Origin of the sequence: Streptomyces sp. NPDC001868 (assembly GCF_040297125.1) — a bacterium.
Classification (GTDB): domain Bacteria; phylum Actinomycetota; class Actinomycetes; order Streptomycetales; family Streptomycetaceae; genus Streptomyces.
In genome coordinates, this window is record NZ_JBEOYO010000001.1 from 233,051 (window position 1) to 249,240 (window position 16,190).

Annotated in this window: 18 protein-coding genes; 10 read left to right on the forward strand and 8 right to left on the reverse strand. The window is 69.7% G+C overall.

The features are described from left to right. Positions 1-135: 135 nt before the first annotated feature. Entirely contained in the window at positions 136-1,032 is an 897-nt protein-coding gene (locus ABT147_RS01120; RefSeq protein WP_351401356.1) for a LysR family transcriptional regulator, read from the reverse strand. A gap of 121 nt (positions 1,033-1,153) precedes the next feature. Between ABT147_RS01120 and ABT147_RS01125 the strand changes: the two genes are divergently transcribed. From ABT147_RS01125 to ABT147_RS01155, 7 genes are all read left to right on the forward strand, one after another. Continuing rightward, a complete protein-coding gene (locus ABT147_RS01125; protein ID WP_351401357.1) occupies positions 1,154-2,107 on the forward strand; it encodes an alpha/beta fold hydrolase in 954 nt (317 codons plus the stop codon). Next, positions 2,104-2,940, forward strand: a complete 837-nt coding sequence (locus ABT147_RS01130; RefSeq protein ID WP_351401360.1) for an LLM class flavin-dependent oxidoreductase — start codon at positions 2,104-2,106, stop codon at positions 2,938-2,940. Before ABT147_RS01125 ends, ABT147_RS01130 begins: the two co-directional genes overlap by 4 nt. A gap of 5 nt (positions 2,941-2,945) precedes the next feature. Continuing rightward, positions 2,946-3,815, forward strand: coding sequence for a class I SAM-dependent methyltransferase (locus ABT147_RS01135; RefSeq protein WP_351401362.1), 870 nt, complete (start codon positions 2,946-2,948; stop codon positions 3,813-3,815). 398 nt (positions 3,816-4,213) lie between these two features. Next, positions 4,214-4,417 carry a type 1 glutamine amidotransferase family protein gene (locus tag ABT147_RS01140; RefSeq protein ID WP_351401976.1) on the forward strand — a complete coding sequence of 68 codons (204 nt, stop codon included), beginning with the start codon at positions 4,214-4,216 and terminating at the stop codon, positions 4,415-4,417. Between the two features lie 89 nt (positions 4,418-4,506). Next, positions 4,507-4,872 (forward strand): hypothetical protein, encoded by a 366-nt coding sequence (locus ABT147_RS01145; protein WP_351401364.1) that lies wholly within the window; start codon positions 4,507-4,509, stop codon positions 4,870-4,872. A gap of 70 nt (positions 4,873-4,942) precedes the next feature. Then, positions 4,943-5,554 (forward strand): TetR/AcrR family transcriptional regulator, encoded by a 612-nt coding sequence (locus ABT147_RS01150; protein WP_351401366.1) that lies wholly within the window; start codon positions 4,943-4,945, stop codon positions 5,552-5,554. Continuing rightward, the gene (locus ABT147_RS01155; protein ID WP_351401368.1) at positions 5,551-5,961 is read left to right on the forward strand and encodes a DUF6069 family protein; all 411 of its coding nucleotides are present in this window, start codon (positions 5,551-5,553) and stop codon (positions 5,959-5,961) included. The genes ABT147_RS01150 and ABT147_RS01155 overlap by 4 nt, the downstream gene beginning before the upstream one ends. 184 nt (positions 5,962-6,145) lie before the next feature. On the opposite strand, the gene ABT147_RS01160 is transcribed toward ABT147_RS01155, so the two are convergent. After that, complete coding sequence (locus tag ABT147_RS01160) at positions 6,146-6,784, reverse strand: nucleotidyltransferase domain-containing protein (RefSeq protein WP_351401370.1); 639 nt, start codon at positions 6,782-6,784, stop codon at positions 6,146-6,148. Positions 6,785-6,919: 135 nt separating this feature from the next. On the opposite strand from ABT147_RS01160, the gene ABT147_RS01165 reads away from it, so the two are divergent. Then, complete coding sequence (locus tag ABT147_RS01165; RefSeq protein ID WP_351401372.1) at positions 6,920-7,093, forward strand: hypothetical protein; 174 nt, start codon at positions 6,920-6,922, stop codon at positions 7,091-7,093. Positions 7,094-7,095: 2 nt separating this feature from the next. Here ABT147_RS01165 and ABT147_RS01170 read toward each other — a convergent pair whose 3' ends face one another. The 5 genes from ABT147_RS01170 to ABT147_RS01190 form a co-directional block, all read right to left on the reverse strand. Next, positions 7,096-8,001, reverse strand: a complete 906-nt coding sequence (locus ABT147_RS01170) for an N-acetyltransferase (RefSeq protein ID WP_351401374.1) — start codon at positions 7,999-8,001, stop codon at positions 7,096-7,098. Positions 8,002-8,236: 235 nt separating this feature from the next. Continuing rightward, positions 8,237-9,235, reverse strand: coding sequence for a type I glyceraldehyde-3-phosphate dehydrogenase (gene gap, locus ABT147_RS01175; protein ID WP_351401376.1), 999 nt, complete (start codon positions 9,233-9,235; stop codon positions 8,237-8,239). A gap of 193 nt (positions 9,236-9,428) precedes the next feature. Further along, positions 9,429-10,385 (reverse strand): GlxA family transcriptional regulator, encoded by a 957-nt coding sequence (locus ABT147_RS01180; protein WP_351401378.1) that lies wholly within the window; start codon positions 10,383-10,385, stop codon positions 9,429-9,431. 575 nt (positions 10,386-10,960) lie between these two features. Next, positions 10,961-11,197, reverse strand: coding sequence for a hypothetical protein (locus ABT147_RS01185; RefSeq protein WP_351401380.1), 237 nt, complete (start codon positions 11,195-11,197; stop codon positions 10,961-10,963). Positions 11,198-11,275: 78 nt separating this feature from the next. Further along, entirely contained in the window at positions 11,276-12,304 is a 1,029-nt protein-coding gene (locus tag ABT147_RS01190; protein WP_351401382.1) for a trypsin-like serine peptidase, read from the reverse strand. A 1,046-nt stretch (positions 12,305-13,350) separates the two neighbouring features. Between ABT147_RS01190 and ABT147_RS01195 the strand changes: the two genes are divergently transcribed. Both ABT147_RS01195 and ABT147_RS01200 read left to right on the forward strand, forming a co-directional pair. Then, positions 13,351-14,064, forward strand: a complete 714-nt coding sequence (locus tag ABT147_RS01195; RefSeq protein ID WP_351401384.1) for a GntR family transcriptional regulator — start codon at positions 13,351-13,353, stop codon at positions 14,062-14,064. Positions 14,065-14,100: 36 nt separating this feature from the next. Then, entirely contained in the window at positions 14,101-15,267 is a 1,167-nt protein-coding gene (locus tag ABT147_RS01200; protein ID WP_351401388.1) for an NAD(P)/FAD-dependent oxidoreductase, read from the forward strand. A 121-nt stretch (positions 15,268-15,388) separates the two neighbouring features. On the opposite strand, the gene ABT147_RS01205 is transcribed toward ABT147_RS01200, so the two are convergent. Further along, positions 15,389-16,171: a thioesterase family protein gene (locus ABT147_RS01205; protein WP_351401391.1), complete on the reverse strand. Its 783-nt coding sequence runs from the start codon at positions 16,169-16,171 to the stop codon at positions 15,389-15,391. Positions 16,172-16,190 lie beyond the last annotated feature (19 nt).

Here is a 16,190-nt window from a genome sequence, read left to right on the forward strand (position 1 = left end):
GACAGCGGGCCCGCGAGTTCGCCACGGGACGTCCATGAGGCCGACATCCCGATCGTACAGCGCGACGGAACCCCCCGTCCTCGACGGCGAGCACGGCGCGGCACACGCCCACGCCCACGCCCGCGCCTCACCGGGTCAAGTGCGCCGGGCGATCGTGCCCGCCACTTCCACCGCGATCTCGATCGCCCGGGCCGCGAGTGGGGAGTGGGTGCGGTGTGCCTGCCACAGCAGGAAGATCTCGCGTGGCGGGAGTCCTGGCTTGAGCTCGTGGACGGACAGCGACGCGTCGGAGCCGATGTCGGCGCTGTGGAGGGTGAGTCGCGGCAGGATCGCCGAACCCATTCCGGCGCGCACCATCGACAGTACGGTCTCGTTGCCCGCCGTACGGCACACGAAGTGCGGCCGGACGCCACGGCGCGCGAGCGTCTGCTCCAACCGGGCCTGGTCGCAGATCGGCGGGTGCGCCACCATCGGGACACCGTCGAGTCGGGTCGGGCGCACCGGGCCGTCGGGGAAGGTGCCGCGGCGGGCCACCAACAGGTAGGGATCGTCGAGCAGTTTGCGGTGCTCGACGTCGCCGTCGACACGGCCGTCGAAGAACGTCAGGTCGAGCTCGTGGACCTGTGGCCGATCGGTCTCCTCCTCGAACAGCCTGATGTCGCAGTCGGGGTGCTCGTCCCGGAGCCCGCGTACGACCAGCGGCAGGATCACATTGGACACGCTCTGGAAGGTGCCGATGTCGACCCGGCCGTCGCCGGCCTTGAACCGGTCGACGGCCGAGGCCATCGCCTGGGCCTTCGCCAGCAGTTCACGTCCGTGTGCCAGCACCACCGCGCCGAGCGGGGTGATCCGCACCGGTTTCGGCCCGCCCGGCCGGTCGAACACGGCACCGCCGACGGCCTTCTCCAGCGCCGCGATCTGCTGACTCACCGTCGACTGGGTGTATCCGAGCCGCGCGGCCGCCCGGCCGAACGTGCCTTCGTCTGCGACGGCGGCCATCGCGGTGAGATGCCGCAGTTCTACGTCGGACATACGCCCCCCTAGCCACTGACATTCAGCATCTAGCCTCTAGCCTCTAGCATCACGGAACACGATTGAATCGATCAGAAACTATCGCTTTTCGCGATTAACTGCTGGGCCTAGCGTGAGGTTCATGACCGATCCCGATCTCCATTCGCGCGGCGAGAAACTCGTCGGAATCAACGATGTCGAACTGTGCTTCGAGACCTTCGGAAACCCCGCGCACCCGGCGATCCTGCTCATCGATGGTGCGGCCGCCTCGATGCTGTGGTGGGAAGCCGAACTGTGCGAACGGATCGCGCACGGCGACCGGTTCGTGATCCGCTACGACAACCGGGACACCGGCAGGTCCACCAGTTACCCGCCGGGGCGGCCGGGCTACGCGTTCACCGACCTGGCCGGGGACGCGCTCGGCATCCTGGACGCCCTGGACGTCGAGCGCGCGCACATCGTCTGCCGCTCCATGTCCGGCGGGATCGGCCTCATCATCGGGGTGGACCACCCCGACCGGGTGGAGTCACTGACGTTCGTGTCCACCTCCACGGGCGGGGACGGACTCCCGCCACCGTCGGACGAGGTCACCGCTGGTGTCCCCGCCGACCCGGACCCCGCCGATTCCGGCGCGGTGGTGGACTTCGTCGTCGCATCGGCCAAGGCGTACTCGGGCGGCTCGCCCCACTTCGACGAGACCGCCACCCGCGCATTGGTCGAACGGGACGTGGCCCGGACCCGCGACATCGCGTCCACCCTCGTCAATCACTACGCGATGGCCTTCGACGGGGCGTCCCGCGATTTCGCCTCCATCGAGGCACCGACTCTGGTGGTGCACGGCGACCACGACCCGGTTTTCCCACTCCCCCACGGACACGCGCTGCGCGACGCGATTCCCGGCGCGACGCTGCTGATCCTGGAAGGCGCCGGGCACGACCTGCCGAAGCCGTTGTGGGACGTGTTCGTCCCGGCTCTGCTCCAGCACACCGAAGGCGAACGCGCCGAAGCCGAGCACACCGAAGGCGAACGTGCCGAACACGCACGTGCCGAACGCGAGCACGTCGAAGGTGAGCACACTGAAGGCGGCCCACGATGACCCGGCTGCGGTCGGCGCTCTGGCTGCCGCTCTTCGACGAGCTCGCCGACCCGGTGGTGGTCGCGCGGCTGGCCGCCGAGGCGGAGGAGGCCGGCTGGCACGGCGTGTTCGTATGGGACCATCTGCGCTGGCGGGAACCGGTCCGGCTGGTGGCCGACCCGTGGATCACACTGGCCGCGATCGCCACCGCCACCGAATCCCTACGGTTCGGGCCCATGGTCACGCCCCTCGCCCGCCGTCGGCCGGCCAAGGTCGCCCGCGAAACCGCGACGCTGGACCGGCTCGGCGACGGCCGCCTCACCCTCGGCGTCGGCCTCGGCAGCGACCGCTTCGCCGGCGAGCTGAGTGCGACCGGCGAAGAGCTCGACGATCGGCGGCGGGGCCGGATGCTCGACGAGTCACTGGAGATCCTCGTCGCCGCGTGGTCAGGTGGGCCAGTGCGTCATCACAGTCGGCACTACACCGTCGACGGCATCTCCTTCCTCCCCCGCCCGGTGCAGCGCCCCGGCGTCCCGGTGTGGGCCGCGGGACGTCCCGGCCACGTCAAACCGCTGCGCCGCGCCGCCCGGCACGACGGCTTCGTCCCGGTCAATCTCGAACACCCGGACCAACTCGCCGACATCGTCACCACCCTCACCGCTCTCCGCGAGCCGAGGACGACCCCGTACGACATCGCCGTCCCCCTGCCGCCCGACGCCGATCACGCGGCCTACGCCGAGGCGGGTGCCACGTGGTGGCTGGCGGAGTTCGCCCCGGAAACGGTGTCTCTGGACCAGGTGCGCGGAGTACTCCGCGACGGCCCCGCCGAATGCGATACCGAGAGGATCCGGTGACCCCTATGCCCGGACCGTGCGACCCGTCCGACCCGTCCGACCTGCCCAACCCGTGCGACCTGCCCGACCCATCCCGTCCCTCCGCTTCCTCCGATCCCTCCGGTCCCTCCGATCTGTTTGATTACGACGCGGAACTGCGCCTGCACAACGAACACTTCCGCGCCGCTGCCCGCGTCGGCTCTCGCGACCATGTGCTCGACATCGGCTGTGGCACAGGCCAGTCCACGCGCGAGGCCGCCCGCGCCGCCGTCAACGGCAGCGCGCTGGGCGTCGATCTCTCCGCGCCCATGCTCGAACGGGCCCGTCGGCTCAGCGACGCCCAGGGTCTGACCAACGTCACCTACCAGCAGGCGGACGCTCAGGTTCATCGCTTTCCACCGGCGCGTTTCGACCTCTGCATCAGCAGGTTCGGAACGATGTTCTTCGCCGACCCCGTCGCCGCGTTCACCAATATCGGGCGCGCTCTGCGCCCCGCTTCGCGCCTGGTGCTGCTGGTCTGGCAGGAGCGCGACCGCAACGAGTGGGCCACCGCCATCCGCCAGACCCTCACCCACGCGTCGGCCACACCTCGCGGTCCGGACCCGTTCTCACTCGCCGACCCGGCTGTCACGGAAGGCATCCTGACGGCGGCCGGCTTCACGGAAGTCGGCTTCACCGATGTGCGCGAGCCCGTCTACTACGGTCCGGACAGCGCCACCGCCTTCGACGCCGTGCTCCGCCTGTGGGAATTCAAGGACCTGCTCGCCGCCCTCGACGCCCCGGCCGCCGAGCAGGCGCGTACGCGGCTACGCACCACCCTCGACGCCCACAGCACCAACGGCGGCGTGTACTTCGACTCACGCGCCTGGATCGTCACAGCTCGCCGCCGCGGCTGACCACCGCCGGGGCAGCTGAGACATTGACGTGGTGGTCTTCATTTCCTTGAGCTGGGCAGACGGCAGGAGCTTGCCGGACATCAGCGCGCGGGAGAAAAACGGACCCCGTCCTGCCGAGCCGCCCGTAGCTCGGCGGGGATCGCGATGGGCGCGGGGCAGGGGCTGGAGACGGTCGCGGGGCGCCTGGACACCCTGCTGGTGGTGGGCGGCATCGGCTGTAAGAACGCCGGCGTCGGACGAGCGTCTGCTGGGACAGCTGCGCAGACTGGCCGGAATGAGTCGACGGGTGGCCTCTGTCTGTACCGGTGCCTATGTCCTCGCCGCAGCCGGGCTGCTGGACGGAAGGCGGGCGACGACCTTACTGGGCTTCCGCCGAGTACCTCCGGTCCACGTTCGACGTGACCCATGTGCCGCAGCGCTACTACGTACGCTCAGGGAAGATCATCACTGCGGCCGGGGTGTCGGCGGGAGTGGACATGGCCCTGTATCTCGCCTCCCTCATCGCAGACGACGACACGGCCAAAGCGATCCAACTCGCCATCGAGTACGACCCCCAGCCCCCTTCGACTCCGGCGACGCCGCGGAAGCCACTCCCCAACTGAAGCAAAGAGCAATGGAGTTGCTCGCTGCCTCGCAGGCAACGTAGCTGTCACGTCAGGACTGACGACAAGACAAGAGAGGACATGAGGCCATGGGTACTTACGTGTCGATCCGAGGGTGGCTGGAGTGCGACGAGAAACAACTCGTCACACTCCAGGAGGTCATCTCCTCCCACGAGGACGACCACTACACCAACGGATGGGCCTCACCGCGCCGGCATGTCAACTGGACCCACTACGTCTTCTACGGCGCCGACATCCGTGACGCGTCCCTGGACTGGTTCGCCGACCAGATTCGGGCGATCGCCCGGATCCCCCCTTCCGACGAGGACGGAGACCTCGTCCGGGGCGTGTTCCTCGTCAGCCACGAAGTCGAGGGCATGACCGAATGGCAGGTCCGCGATGGCCAACTCTTCATCGCACCGGCCGACATCAGATATCAGTACCTCGACGAATAGCCCGGAAAAGGTAGCGGAGTGAGTACTCACTCATTGACGGAGTGAGTACTCACTCCGTACTCTCGTCGTCATGACAGCACCCAAGGAGAACCAGACCACCCGCCGCCGCTCCCCCGGTATGTCGCCGGAGCAGCGGCGCGCGATGATCATCCAGACCGCGATTCCGCTGATCGCCGAGTACGGCGCCGCGGTGACGACCGCGAAGATCGCCCGCGCCGCGGGCATCGGCGAGGGCACGATCTTCCGGGTCTTCGCCGACAAGGACGAACTGCTGAACGCCTGCATGGCCGAGGCACTCTCCCCCGAGCACGCGGTCCGCGAACTCGACGCGATCGACGTGTCCCAGCCGCTGCCCGACAGGCTCGCGGAGGCGGCCGAGGCCCTGCAGGCGCACCTGTCCAGGATGGGGGCGATCGCCGGCTCGCTGGGGCATCGCGGCGGCAAGCACCCCGGCACGGTGCGCGGCGCGGGCCGCGACACGTCGACGACCCGTATCCGCGCGGCCCTCGCGGAACTGCTGGAGCCCGACAAGGCCACCCTGCGCCGGCCGCCGGAGCAGATCGCGGCCCTCTTCTTCGGGCTGCTCTTCACGCAGCCCCGCACGGACGACGAGCCCGACCTGACCCCGCACGAGCTGGTGGACGTCTTCCTCCATGGGGCGATCTCGGGGGGTGCCAAGTGAGCGCGCGGAGAAGGCGCTTGAGGGTCACGGCCCTGGCCGTCCTGGCCCCCGTCCTGGTGTGGCTGGTCGCGGACCCCCTGCTGAAGCACCGGCTGCGGATCGTCGACGGCGAGCAGACACTCGACATCGGCGCCGTACCCGTGGCGATCGCCGCACTGCTCGCGTCCCTCTCCGGCTGGGGACTACTGGCCACCCTGGAACGGTTCGGTGCCCGGCGCGCCCGCACCATCTGGACCGGGGTGGCCGGCACCGTACTGGCCCTGTCCTTCCTCCCGTTCACCGGCGGCGGCATGGACACCGGCACCCGGATCTCCCTCGCCCTGATGCACCTGGCGGTGGCGGCGGTGCTGATCCCGGGGCTGGGCAGCAGGTCTCCCGGAGCGGAATCCGACGCGGCCAGGAGCTGACCGCCGGGACTGACAGGCCAATGTGGGCGATGCCGGAGCCGTACGCGAGGTAGGGGGGAGGTCTGGGTGGGGTCGAGATCGAGTGACTCTTCGCCGGCATCAAACCCAAGCCCCGCACATGCCGTTACCGCCGTCGCACAGCCACGCGATGAAGATCCACAACTACGGCATGGGAGCACGCCCCTTACGTTGCCAGCTTCGCCAGCCACGGATGCCCAGGATGCAGGCGCTCCAGCCACTCACCAAGGCGGTCCTGCCTCGCTCGGCTCAGCAACGCCAGCACCCCGTCGAAGTCCGCCTGATCCTTGGGGCGCGGCTCCTTCGCTTTGAACAGCAGCACCAACTCCGGCACCAGGTAGGGGATCCCGTCCGACGTCCGTTCGATGATCGTGTCGTACGGCAGTCGCAGACTCTCATCCCGCCGACAGATCCACATCCCGCTCTCGTGCGGCTCGCGAAAGACATCGAACAGGAACTGACCGCTCGCCGGATCCCGTAGCCAGGTCTGGTACGTGGCCATCAGCGCCTCGGCTCCCGCCCCCGCCCATACCCGTCCCGAACCCACCGCGTCCCACGCGTACTCGGGAAAGCGATCCCGAATCTCCGGGAATCCCGCTGCGGGCACCGCAATCTCCAGATCACCGTGCGCACGCGACTGCGCCCCGCGAAACAGATCCAGCGCCCACCCCGCCGCAACACACCAGGGGGTACTGACCCCGCCCAACCGCTGCGCGACCCGCTCCGGCCCCCATGCGTCCGCCCACCGGGCATCCAGTTCGTCCACATCGAGCACAGAACCGCCGGACGGCAAGGAGTCAGTCATCGATCCAACCTATCGATCCAACTCGCTGTCGCAGCCCGCTCCCCCTGCCATGCCCCGCCGAGCGACTTACTGCCACAGCCGCGACCCCCACGGTGGCCATGCCCGCATCCGGTACAGGGAAGGCAGGAGGCGTACATGGCATTACGGCAACTGGCCAAGCGCATCGCGATCACGGGCGGCCCCACGGCTGACGACGGGCCGCCCGGCATCGACTACCTCGGGCACCGCACCATCGGTCTCTTCGCCACCCGCAACACCGAACCCGTTTCCTCGCCCAGCCATGAGCATCGCGGACAGTGCTTGCCGTGAGGTCAGGGCCGGTGTTCCCAGCCGCGGGCCGTGCGGGTCAGCTCTCGGAAGCCGGCGGTGAGCAGGCGCCGGATGGCGGTCTGGTCGTCGGCTGATTCGTAGGCGAGGAGGCGGTCCACGCCGCAGAGGCGCAGCCAGTCGGCGGCATGGGCCAGGAGGAGGTCCCAGTCCTCGTCGTGGTGAGCGGTGATGTGCAGGTTGCTCAGGTCGGCGAGGCCCGCTGCCCGCGCATGCCGCTCGGGGCGGGGCAGGGAGGTGTCGACCTCGATGAATCCGACGGACCGCTCGTCCACGTACGCGGTGAGGCGCGTACCGCATTCCCCCACCGTGCGCTCGACCCTGACGCCGGGCCGGGGCCGAGGCTGGGGCAGGGGCAGGTCGGCGACGCGGGCGAGGAACAGCACTTCCGTGTCCCCGGTGTGGCGGAAGCCCGCGCGTTCGTAGACGGCGCGGATGTGCGGCCAGGGGCGCGGCAGCCCGTACACGGCCGGGGCGGGGAGCGCGCCGTCGGCGTGGCGCGCACGGACGTTCCAGCGGGCCAGCTGGGCCAGGCAGGCGTTCATGAGCTGGTCCGCGGCCTTCTCAGTGTCGGGGAAGAGAGAGGTCGGCGGTTGGAAGATGAACCAGTTGAGTTCCCCCGCGTTCCGGTAGCTCTCGCCCACCTCGGCGTCGGCGCCGTAGCGGAGCAGATGGGCCGCCGCGACCACGTACCGGCGCCGCTCGGCGACGAGGGTGACCCGCTCGCTCACCCACGGGTCGGTGATGAACTCGTCCGGCTGCCGTTCCAGCGAGCTCAGGACCGTGTTCACGGAGACAAAGACACCGGGGATGACGGCGGCGACATGGGCATTGACCAGATCGGTCAGCTGATCACGGTCGGCGCGGTGGAAGGGGCGCACTTCGGGCATGCGAAGCCTCCGGTCGAAAGAACACTGTCGGGAGGCCGCCATGCGATGCGGTACGACAGTGATCCTACGGGGCTCCGGCTCACAACACGAGGCCTGGCTCGTCGAGGGGCGTCGCGGACTGTCAGCGGTGGGTCAGCGGTGGTCGTCGGTCACGCGCTCTGGCCCTTCTGTGGCTGAGCGCTCTGGTCGGCCCGACTGGTCGACCAGAGCGCCCGAGGGACGTACCGGCGTCCCGTCAGCGGGTGGCGAGGAGTTCCAGCGTGTCGATCACGCGGTTCGAGAAGCCCCATTCGTTGTCGTACCAGGCGACCACCTTGACGTGGCGGCCCTCGACGCGGGTGAGGGCCGAGTCGAAGATCGACGACGCCGGGTTGCCGACGATGTCGGAGGACACCAGCGGGTCGTCCGAGTACTCCAGAACGCCGGCGAGCGGGCCGTCCGCTGCCGCGCGGTACGCCGCCAGCACGTCGTCGCGGGTCACGTCGCGGGCGACGGTCGTGTTGAGTTCGACGATCGAGCCCACCGGCACCGGTACGCGGATCGAGTCGCCCGACAGTTTGCCGTCGAGGTTCGGCAGCACCAGGCCGATGGCCTTGGCGGCGCCGGTCGTGGTCGGCACGATGTTGACGCCGGCGGCACGGGCGCGACGGGCGTCGCGGTGCGGGCCGTCCTGGAGGTTCTGTTCCTGCGTGTAGGCGTGCACCGTCGTCATGAAGCCGTGCTCGATACCGGCGAGTTCGTCGAGGACCTTGGCCAGCGGCGCGAGAGCGTTGGTGGTGCAGGAGGCGTTCGAGACGATCGTGTGCAGGGCCGGGTCGTAGGCGTCGGTGTTGACACCGAACGCGAGCGTGACGTCGGCGCCGTCCGACGGCGCGCTGACGAGCACCTTGCGCGCGCCCGCGTCGAGGTGCGCCCGGGCGGCCTTGGCCGAGGTGAAGCGGCCGGTGGCCTCCAGGACGATGTCGACGCCGAGTTCGGCCCAGGGCAGCTGCGCCGGTTCGCGCTCGGCCGTCACCCTGATTCGACGGCCGTCGACGACGAGGGCGTCCCCGTCGACGGTCACCGGGCGCCCCAGCCGGCCGGCCGTGCTGTCGTAGGCGAGCAGCCTGGCGAGCGTGGCGGGCTCGGTGAGGTCGTTTACGGCGACGATCTCCAGGGCGCTGTCGCGCTCCAGCAGTGCGCGCAGCACATTGCGTCCGATGCGGCCGAATCCGTTGATGGCGATGCGAGTCATGAGTGAGGTCCCTTCCCTTCTCCACACCAGGCTCGCCCGCGGTCGGCATCGCTGACAGTGGCGGAAACGCCATGGTTCAAAAGGATCCCGCCACATCCGTCATGCCCGCCGTACCAGCAATCCCCGGCGTGCCCACCGCACCTGCTGCCGTACCTGCCCTACCTGCCGTACCCACAGCACCGCGCCAGGCGGGTCACTCGCCCCGGGTGAAGGTGCGCCGGTACTCGCTCGGTGTGGTGCCGAGGATGTGCTGGAAGTGCAGGCGCAGGTTCGCGCCGGTGCCGAGCCCGACGTCGGCGGCGATCTGTTCGACACTGCGCTGCGAGAGTTCGAGCAGTTCGCGGGCCAGGTCGATGCGGGCGCGCATCACCCACTGCATCGGTGTGTAGCCGGTCTCCTCGACGAAGCGGCGGGAGAACGTGCGCGGTGAGACGCCCGCCTGCCGCGCCAGTATGTCGAGGGTGAGGGGCTCGCCGAGCCGGTGCAGCACCCACTCGCGGGTGTCGGCGAATCGCTCGCCGAGAGGTTCGGGCACGCTGCGCGGCACGTACTGGGCCTGGCCGCCGCTGCGGTAGGGGGCGGCGACCAGCCGCCGGGCCGCGTGGTTGGACGCGGCCACTCCGAGGTCGCCGCGCAGGATGTGCAGGCACAGGTCGATACCGGAGGCGGCGCCGGCCGAGGTGAGCACGCTGCCCTCGTCGACGAACAGCACGTTCTCGTCGACCTGGACGAGCGGATGCCTGGCCGCGAGTGCCCGCGCGTAGTGCCAGTGCGTCGTGGCGCGCCTGCCGTCGAGCAGGCCCGTGGCGGCGAGCGCGAAGGCGCCCGTCGAGATGGCGGCAAGCCGCGCGCCCCGGTCGTGGGCGGCGATCAGCGCGTCGACGACGGCCTGCGGCGGGTCGTCGCGGTCCGGGAACCGGTAGCCGGGGACGAAGACGATGTCGGCCCACGCGAGCGCGTCGAGGCCGTGGGCGACGTAGTACGCGAGGCCGTCGCCGCCGGTCACGAGACCGGGTGTCGCCCCGCACACCCGCACCTCGTACGGCATGCTCGCGCGGGTCGTGAAGACCTGCGCGGGAATCCCGACATCGAGCGGCTTCGCGCCCTCCAGCACGAGGACGGCGACGCGATGCAGGGGGGAGGCTGGCACAGGAAGAGGTTACGCGGGGCATGACGTCGAAACGCCGTGCTGACCAGAGGCTTGGGTCGGGTGTCAGGGGCTCGTGACTGTCGGGAGGTACCAAAGGATCGGGAGGGGCCGAAGAAGGTGCCGGGCACTAGGGTCACCGTCGCCGCCATGGTCTCCGGCGCGGTTCTTCGATGCCGACGAACCCCGGGTTCCGGGGGCGGGATGCCCTCTTCCAACTGCCCCAGGCCCCCCACGAGAACAGGGCACTGACGACCAGGCCACGGATGGTGTCCGGGGCGTCGTGTCCGTTCACGGCACTGAGCAAGCCGCCGATGGCACAGACGACAAGGAGCAGGGCGAGCAAGGACCAGATCACGATCTTCATGGCTGGAAAGGTATCCGGCCCGTGTCTGCCCCGGGGTGCGGTGCGGTGCGGGGGAGCAACACCGCACCGCACCCCGAAGGTGCCGGGCAACCTCCCCGTACCCCCAGCGCTCCCGAGATCGGTACACGGCACCCCCAGGGCTACGGAGGAGAGCACGCCCTCGCCCGCTCGCGCGTGTGGGTGCCGTGCTCGCGGCAGGACTTACGCGCCGTCAGTCGCGCTTCGGCATGGGCGCGTTGTCGGCGTTCTTCATCCGCTCGGGCGTCCAGTAGTCGCGGACCTTCTCCGCGTCCTGCCGTACATCGTTGGTCGTGGTTCCCGAGTCCGGTTGCGGCTCGGGTTCCGAGGCCGCGGCCGCCGTACGCCAGGCGGCCACCGCCACGACGGCGGCGAAGGCGGCGACGAGGGCGGCGACCGCTGCCCAGCGGTTCGGACTACTGCGACGCACGGGACTGTCTCCTTGTTCGAGGGCGGTACTCCTGGTCCGAGGCCGATGTTCCTTGTCCGAGGCCTGGGTTCGGGTGCGTCAGGTGACGCCGCCCTGGGCGTCGTACATCGCCTTGACCGCGTCATCGAAGTAGGCGGCCTCGTTCCAGCCGGTCGAGGTCACCGTGCTCATCACTCCGTTGACTGAGCCGAGACCGTTGGAGTCGTTGAACTCACGCAGCCATGGTCCACCGCTGGACCCGCCGCCGAAGTTGCACTGGAGCTCGATGCCACCGTCACTGGCTGCCCGTGTCGTGCCCGTGCACGTCCACTGGAGTTCGCCGCTGTCGAAGTTGCCGGGGTAGCCGAAGATCGTGATGGGCTGGGTGCGCGAGAAGTTCCAGCTCATTCCGTGACCGCCGGTGACATTGACGATCTTGTTCCCGTTGAGCGGCCAGGTGGTCACCATCGCCACGTCCCGCCGGAGGTCGCTGCTGTTGATCCAGGCGTTGAACGTGCGCATCTGCTTGGCGGCGAAGGTGCCGAAGGGACGGGCTCCGGAACGGTAACGCGGCACATAGACCCAGTTCGTCATCCACGTGCCGCCGCTGCCACCGTGCACGCAGTGCCCGGCCGTGACCACCATCTGTTTCGAGTCACTGTTGAGGGCGCTGGCCGAACACGCGTAGGTGCCGCCATTGCTGGGGTTGGTGAAGAACACCTTGCCCACGGCGGCGGATTCGTTGATGAGCGGGGCCGGCATGCCGGAACGCGCGGGGGCGGACGGAATCCTTCCCGGCTTCCCCGTGGGACCGGCCTCCTTCGCGGCGTCCGGCCTCGGCGCGGCGGGCGCCTTGTCGAGCGAGACGGCCTTCGCCATCCGCTCCGGCGTCCAGAAGCGCTCCAGCGCGGCGATGTCCTGCGCCGAGTCGACCGGGGCGCCGTTCGACAGCCGCGCGGCCCGGCCGACGCTGGTCGCGCCGTTCCCGGAGGCGGTGGAAGTACCTGTGGTGAGCTGGGTTTTGGTTCCCGCCGGGGCGGGTGCCGCCTCCGCGGCCGTTCCCGCACCGATCAGTGCCAGTACGGTGGCCGCGGCCAGCGGAAGTATCGCGTGTCTGAGACTGCGCACGAACTGCTCCTTCGATGGTCGTTGGAGTGCGTGTTTGTGACGGAAAGGCCAGTCAGTGTGCGGAGCACCGCGAACCTAGGCGGGGCGGGGACATGCCAAACAGCCTCAGATCGGCCGCTCTGTTCCCCGCTTCGACGGACCCTTCGATTCGGCCGGTCCGGATTGCCGCTTGTTTCGCGGGCCGCTGTGCCGTGGGCGCTGTCGCGGTGTCGGTCGCGCGTGCTCTCGGATGAACGGCACGCGGACGGTCAGGTTGCGCCCCGGGGCGACCGGCACGGTTACCCCCGGTCCACACCGCTGTACGACTTGCCCGCAGCACGCGGAGCTGCCGCCAATCGGCCGGACATGGGATGCGCCACGACAGTTGCGGCAGGCATTTTTGGCGGGTCTGTGCCCCCGGCGAGAGGCGCCAGAGGGACGGGGGTACGGGCGTGCCCGGCGGCAGCACGGGGAGTCAGGCCCGAGCGGAAGGAGAGGTATGCGGTCTGCTCCTCCGGCACTTCGGCGCCGTTTCGCCCTTCCCGCTGTTCAGGGGCCTGTTCCTGGGGGCGAGAGCTGATGTTGCGTCAAATATCCGTGAGAATCGGATCGTTGGGCTTCAGGTGGGTGCGGGTTGGGCCCAGGTGGTCGCAGTGGCAGGCGACGGCTTGATGCCGATGTCGTCGGCGGAGTGCGGTGGCAGCTCCCCCGCCGTTGGCGCGTGGCGTCCCACGGGATCAGCGGTGCGAGTAACTCGCACCAGTGATCGCCGAGTTCACGGCGGCCCATCACCCCACGAGGCGGGACAGGGCAGGACGCGGGACCACCCGAACTCCTGCCCAGCGGCAAGCGGGCGCAGCGTATCGACTACGTACTGGTCGCCGGCGATCCCGAACGTCATCCGGTGACGGCGACCTCGATGTTGTTCCCGGATCGGGTCGAGACCGCGCGGCCAACCAATTGACCGGTCAAATGATTAATTGTACGGTCTATGGAGGCTGATGGAGCAACAGCAGGAACAGCAGGCGGAGACCGCAGGACTGAAGAACTGAAGGGGCAGGCCGACGATGACCGTGCCGCTCTACCTCCAGATCAGGCGCGAGATCGAAGCGCAGATCCGGGCCGGGGAACTGCCCTCCGGCGCGCGGCTGCCGACCGAGAAGGACCTCTCCACCCGGTACGGCGTCAGCCGCGCCACGGCCCAACGCGTCCTCAACGAGCTGGCGGAGGCGGGACTGGCGATCCGTCGGCGGCGCCACGGAACGTTCGTCGCGGATGTGACGCGGCAGATCAACCTGCTCAACTTCGTCACCCCCGCGACAGCCGCGAAGGGCACGCCGGGCAGGCATGAAGTGGTTTCCGCGCGCGTCGTCAGGGCTGCCGACGCCGTCCTCACCCTCCCCGGTGCCTCCGCCGACACCGCCGTAGTGGAACTGGTCCGCCGCAAGCTCGACGTTCGCGAGGAGCCACAGTCCGTCGAGCGGCACGTCGTGCTCTTCTCGGCCGCCCCCGACCTGCTGAACGAGAACCTCGAAGACCTCGTCACCCTCCCCTATCTGCGGCGCAGAGGCGTCCCGATCGACGCGATCCGGCTCTATCTCGACCCGGTGACCCTCGGCGAGCACGACGCCGCGTTGCTGCACAGCGAGATCGGTACGCCCGCGCTCATGAGGCGCAGGGAGTTGCGTGCCGACGACGCGAGCACCGTCGAGGTGGTGACGACCCTCGTCCGTCCGGGAACCGCCGAGTTCTTCCTGGAGCTGCCGGTCCCGGCCATGTGAGCACCCTGTCGCTTCCGGAAAGGGGATGCGCAGACAATGAAGGTCATCATCATCGGTGCCGGCGTGCTGGGTGTGAGCGTCGCGCGACACCTCGCGGCCCACGGCGTGGACGTTCTCCTGCTCGACCGGTCGGGGGTCGCCACCGGCACGAGCGCGACCACCTTCGCCTGGACCAACTCCAGCCGTAAGCCCGACCCCGACTACCACCGGCTGAACCTCGCGGGAATGGAGGAGCACGCCAGGCTCGCCGGGCAACTGCGCGGCGCACGGTCGTACTTCCCCAGCGGGGCGCTCCAGTGGGCGGATGCCGCGAACGAGCGGCGGCTCGCCGACAACGTGGCACGACTGCGGGACCTCGGCTACCCCGCGCACTGGGTCACGGCCCACGAGGCCGCGCGGATCGCGGGCGACCTCCGCATCCCGGCGGCCATCACGTCCATCGCGCACTTCCCCAGCGAGGGATACGTCCTGCCGGACCTCTTCGTGAAGAACCTGCTGACGGATGCCGAGCGGCACGGAGCCATGTGCGCGATCGGCGAGGTCGAGGCCATCGAGGACAGGCCGGACGGAGTAGCCGTCACCCTGGCCGGGGGCGAGGTCCACACGGGCGATCGCGTCGTCCTGGCGACAGGCCGCTGGACACAACGGCTCGCCGCACGGGCCGGGATCGACGTTCCCATGGTGACGGACACCGGTCGCGGAGCGCAGACCGTCGGCCTGCTCGGGTACGCCAGGTCCCCGGAACTCGACCTGCGTTGTGTGATCCACAGCCCCGGCCTGAACCTCCGCCCCTCGACCGCCGGGCACACCGTCCTGCAGGCACTCGACCTGAACGCCGACATCGACCCGGCGGCTCCTCCGTCCGCCGACGGGGACATCGCGCACGCCCTCGCTCGACGGTTCTCCGCACTACTGCCCGGCCCCTTCCGGGAACCGGAGATCGACCTGCGCATCGGTCTCCGGTCACTGCCCGCGGACGGCCACACCATCGCCGGTTACGCCTCCGCCCAGTCCCGCGTCTACTGTCTCGTCACGCACAGCGGGATCACCCTGGCACCGATTCTGGGACGCCTGGCCGCGACCGAGATCACCACCGACCAGGAACAGGACCTCCTCCGGACCTTCCGGCCCACGCGATTCACCGGCGTACGGCGCACGGACATCGAGGTGGACCAACACGCCACGGGTCTGGGCGAGCAGTAGCAGGCGGGGAGACGCTTCGAAACCGTGGCGGGAGTAGGCCACCCGGTTCACCGGGAACGGCCGGGGGATGCTGCTGTCGACAGCGTCATCCGCGCGACAGACGAACAGCGAGTCCGGCGGGTCAGCGTGGTGCGACAAGGAGCGGCTGGGTTCCGGTGCCGATCGGTCCGGACTGGTCGTACAGGCCCGTCACCGTGGCCCCGATCCCGTCGCCGGACAGTGAGGTACGGGCGTCCAGCAGGATCCACTCGCCTGCCGGATGCCGGTGCAGGCTCAACTGCAGTGCGGTGGGCACGTACAGGAAGCGATCCAGCGGGAGTTCGCCGGAGATGCCGTTCGCCGAGTCGGCGACCACCGCCAGGCGCTGCAACGGGGTGATGGTCTCGCCCTCGACCACCGGAACCCGGACCCGGGTCCACACCGCGGCGGGCCCCGGCTCCCCGCCGCCACCGTGCACGAACCGCCATTCGATCGCGTCGGGATAGTGCCAGGCCCTCGGGAAGCCGGGGAACGGCGGGTCAGGTGTGGCATCCGGGACGGGTGGCAGCGGTGACGTGCGGTGTTCGACGCGCCGATCCGCGCCGGTGCTCGTGGCCATCGTCCAGCACCTGGCCTCGGCCACCACCCTGCCCCGAATCGTCAGCGTGGCCGCGTCGAGACGGACCCGGCGACCGGGGCGGAGTGTCCGGACCTCGACCTGTCCGGTCTCGCGCGGGATCGCGCCGAGGAAGTCGATCTGGGCGGAGGTGATCCGCCCGTGGCCGGCCACCGCTCTCTCGATCTCGCCGAGCAGGAGCGCGGAGGGCGGACCGCCATGCTGCAGCGACTGGTCCCAGGGGCTTTCGGTGGCCCGTGTCGGCTCGAACGCGGCGGGTCCGGCCCGGTGGTAGAAGGGCTCGCTCATCACCCCGACGACGATACAG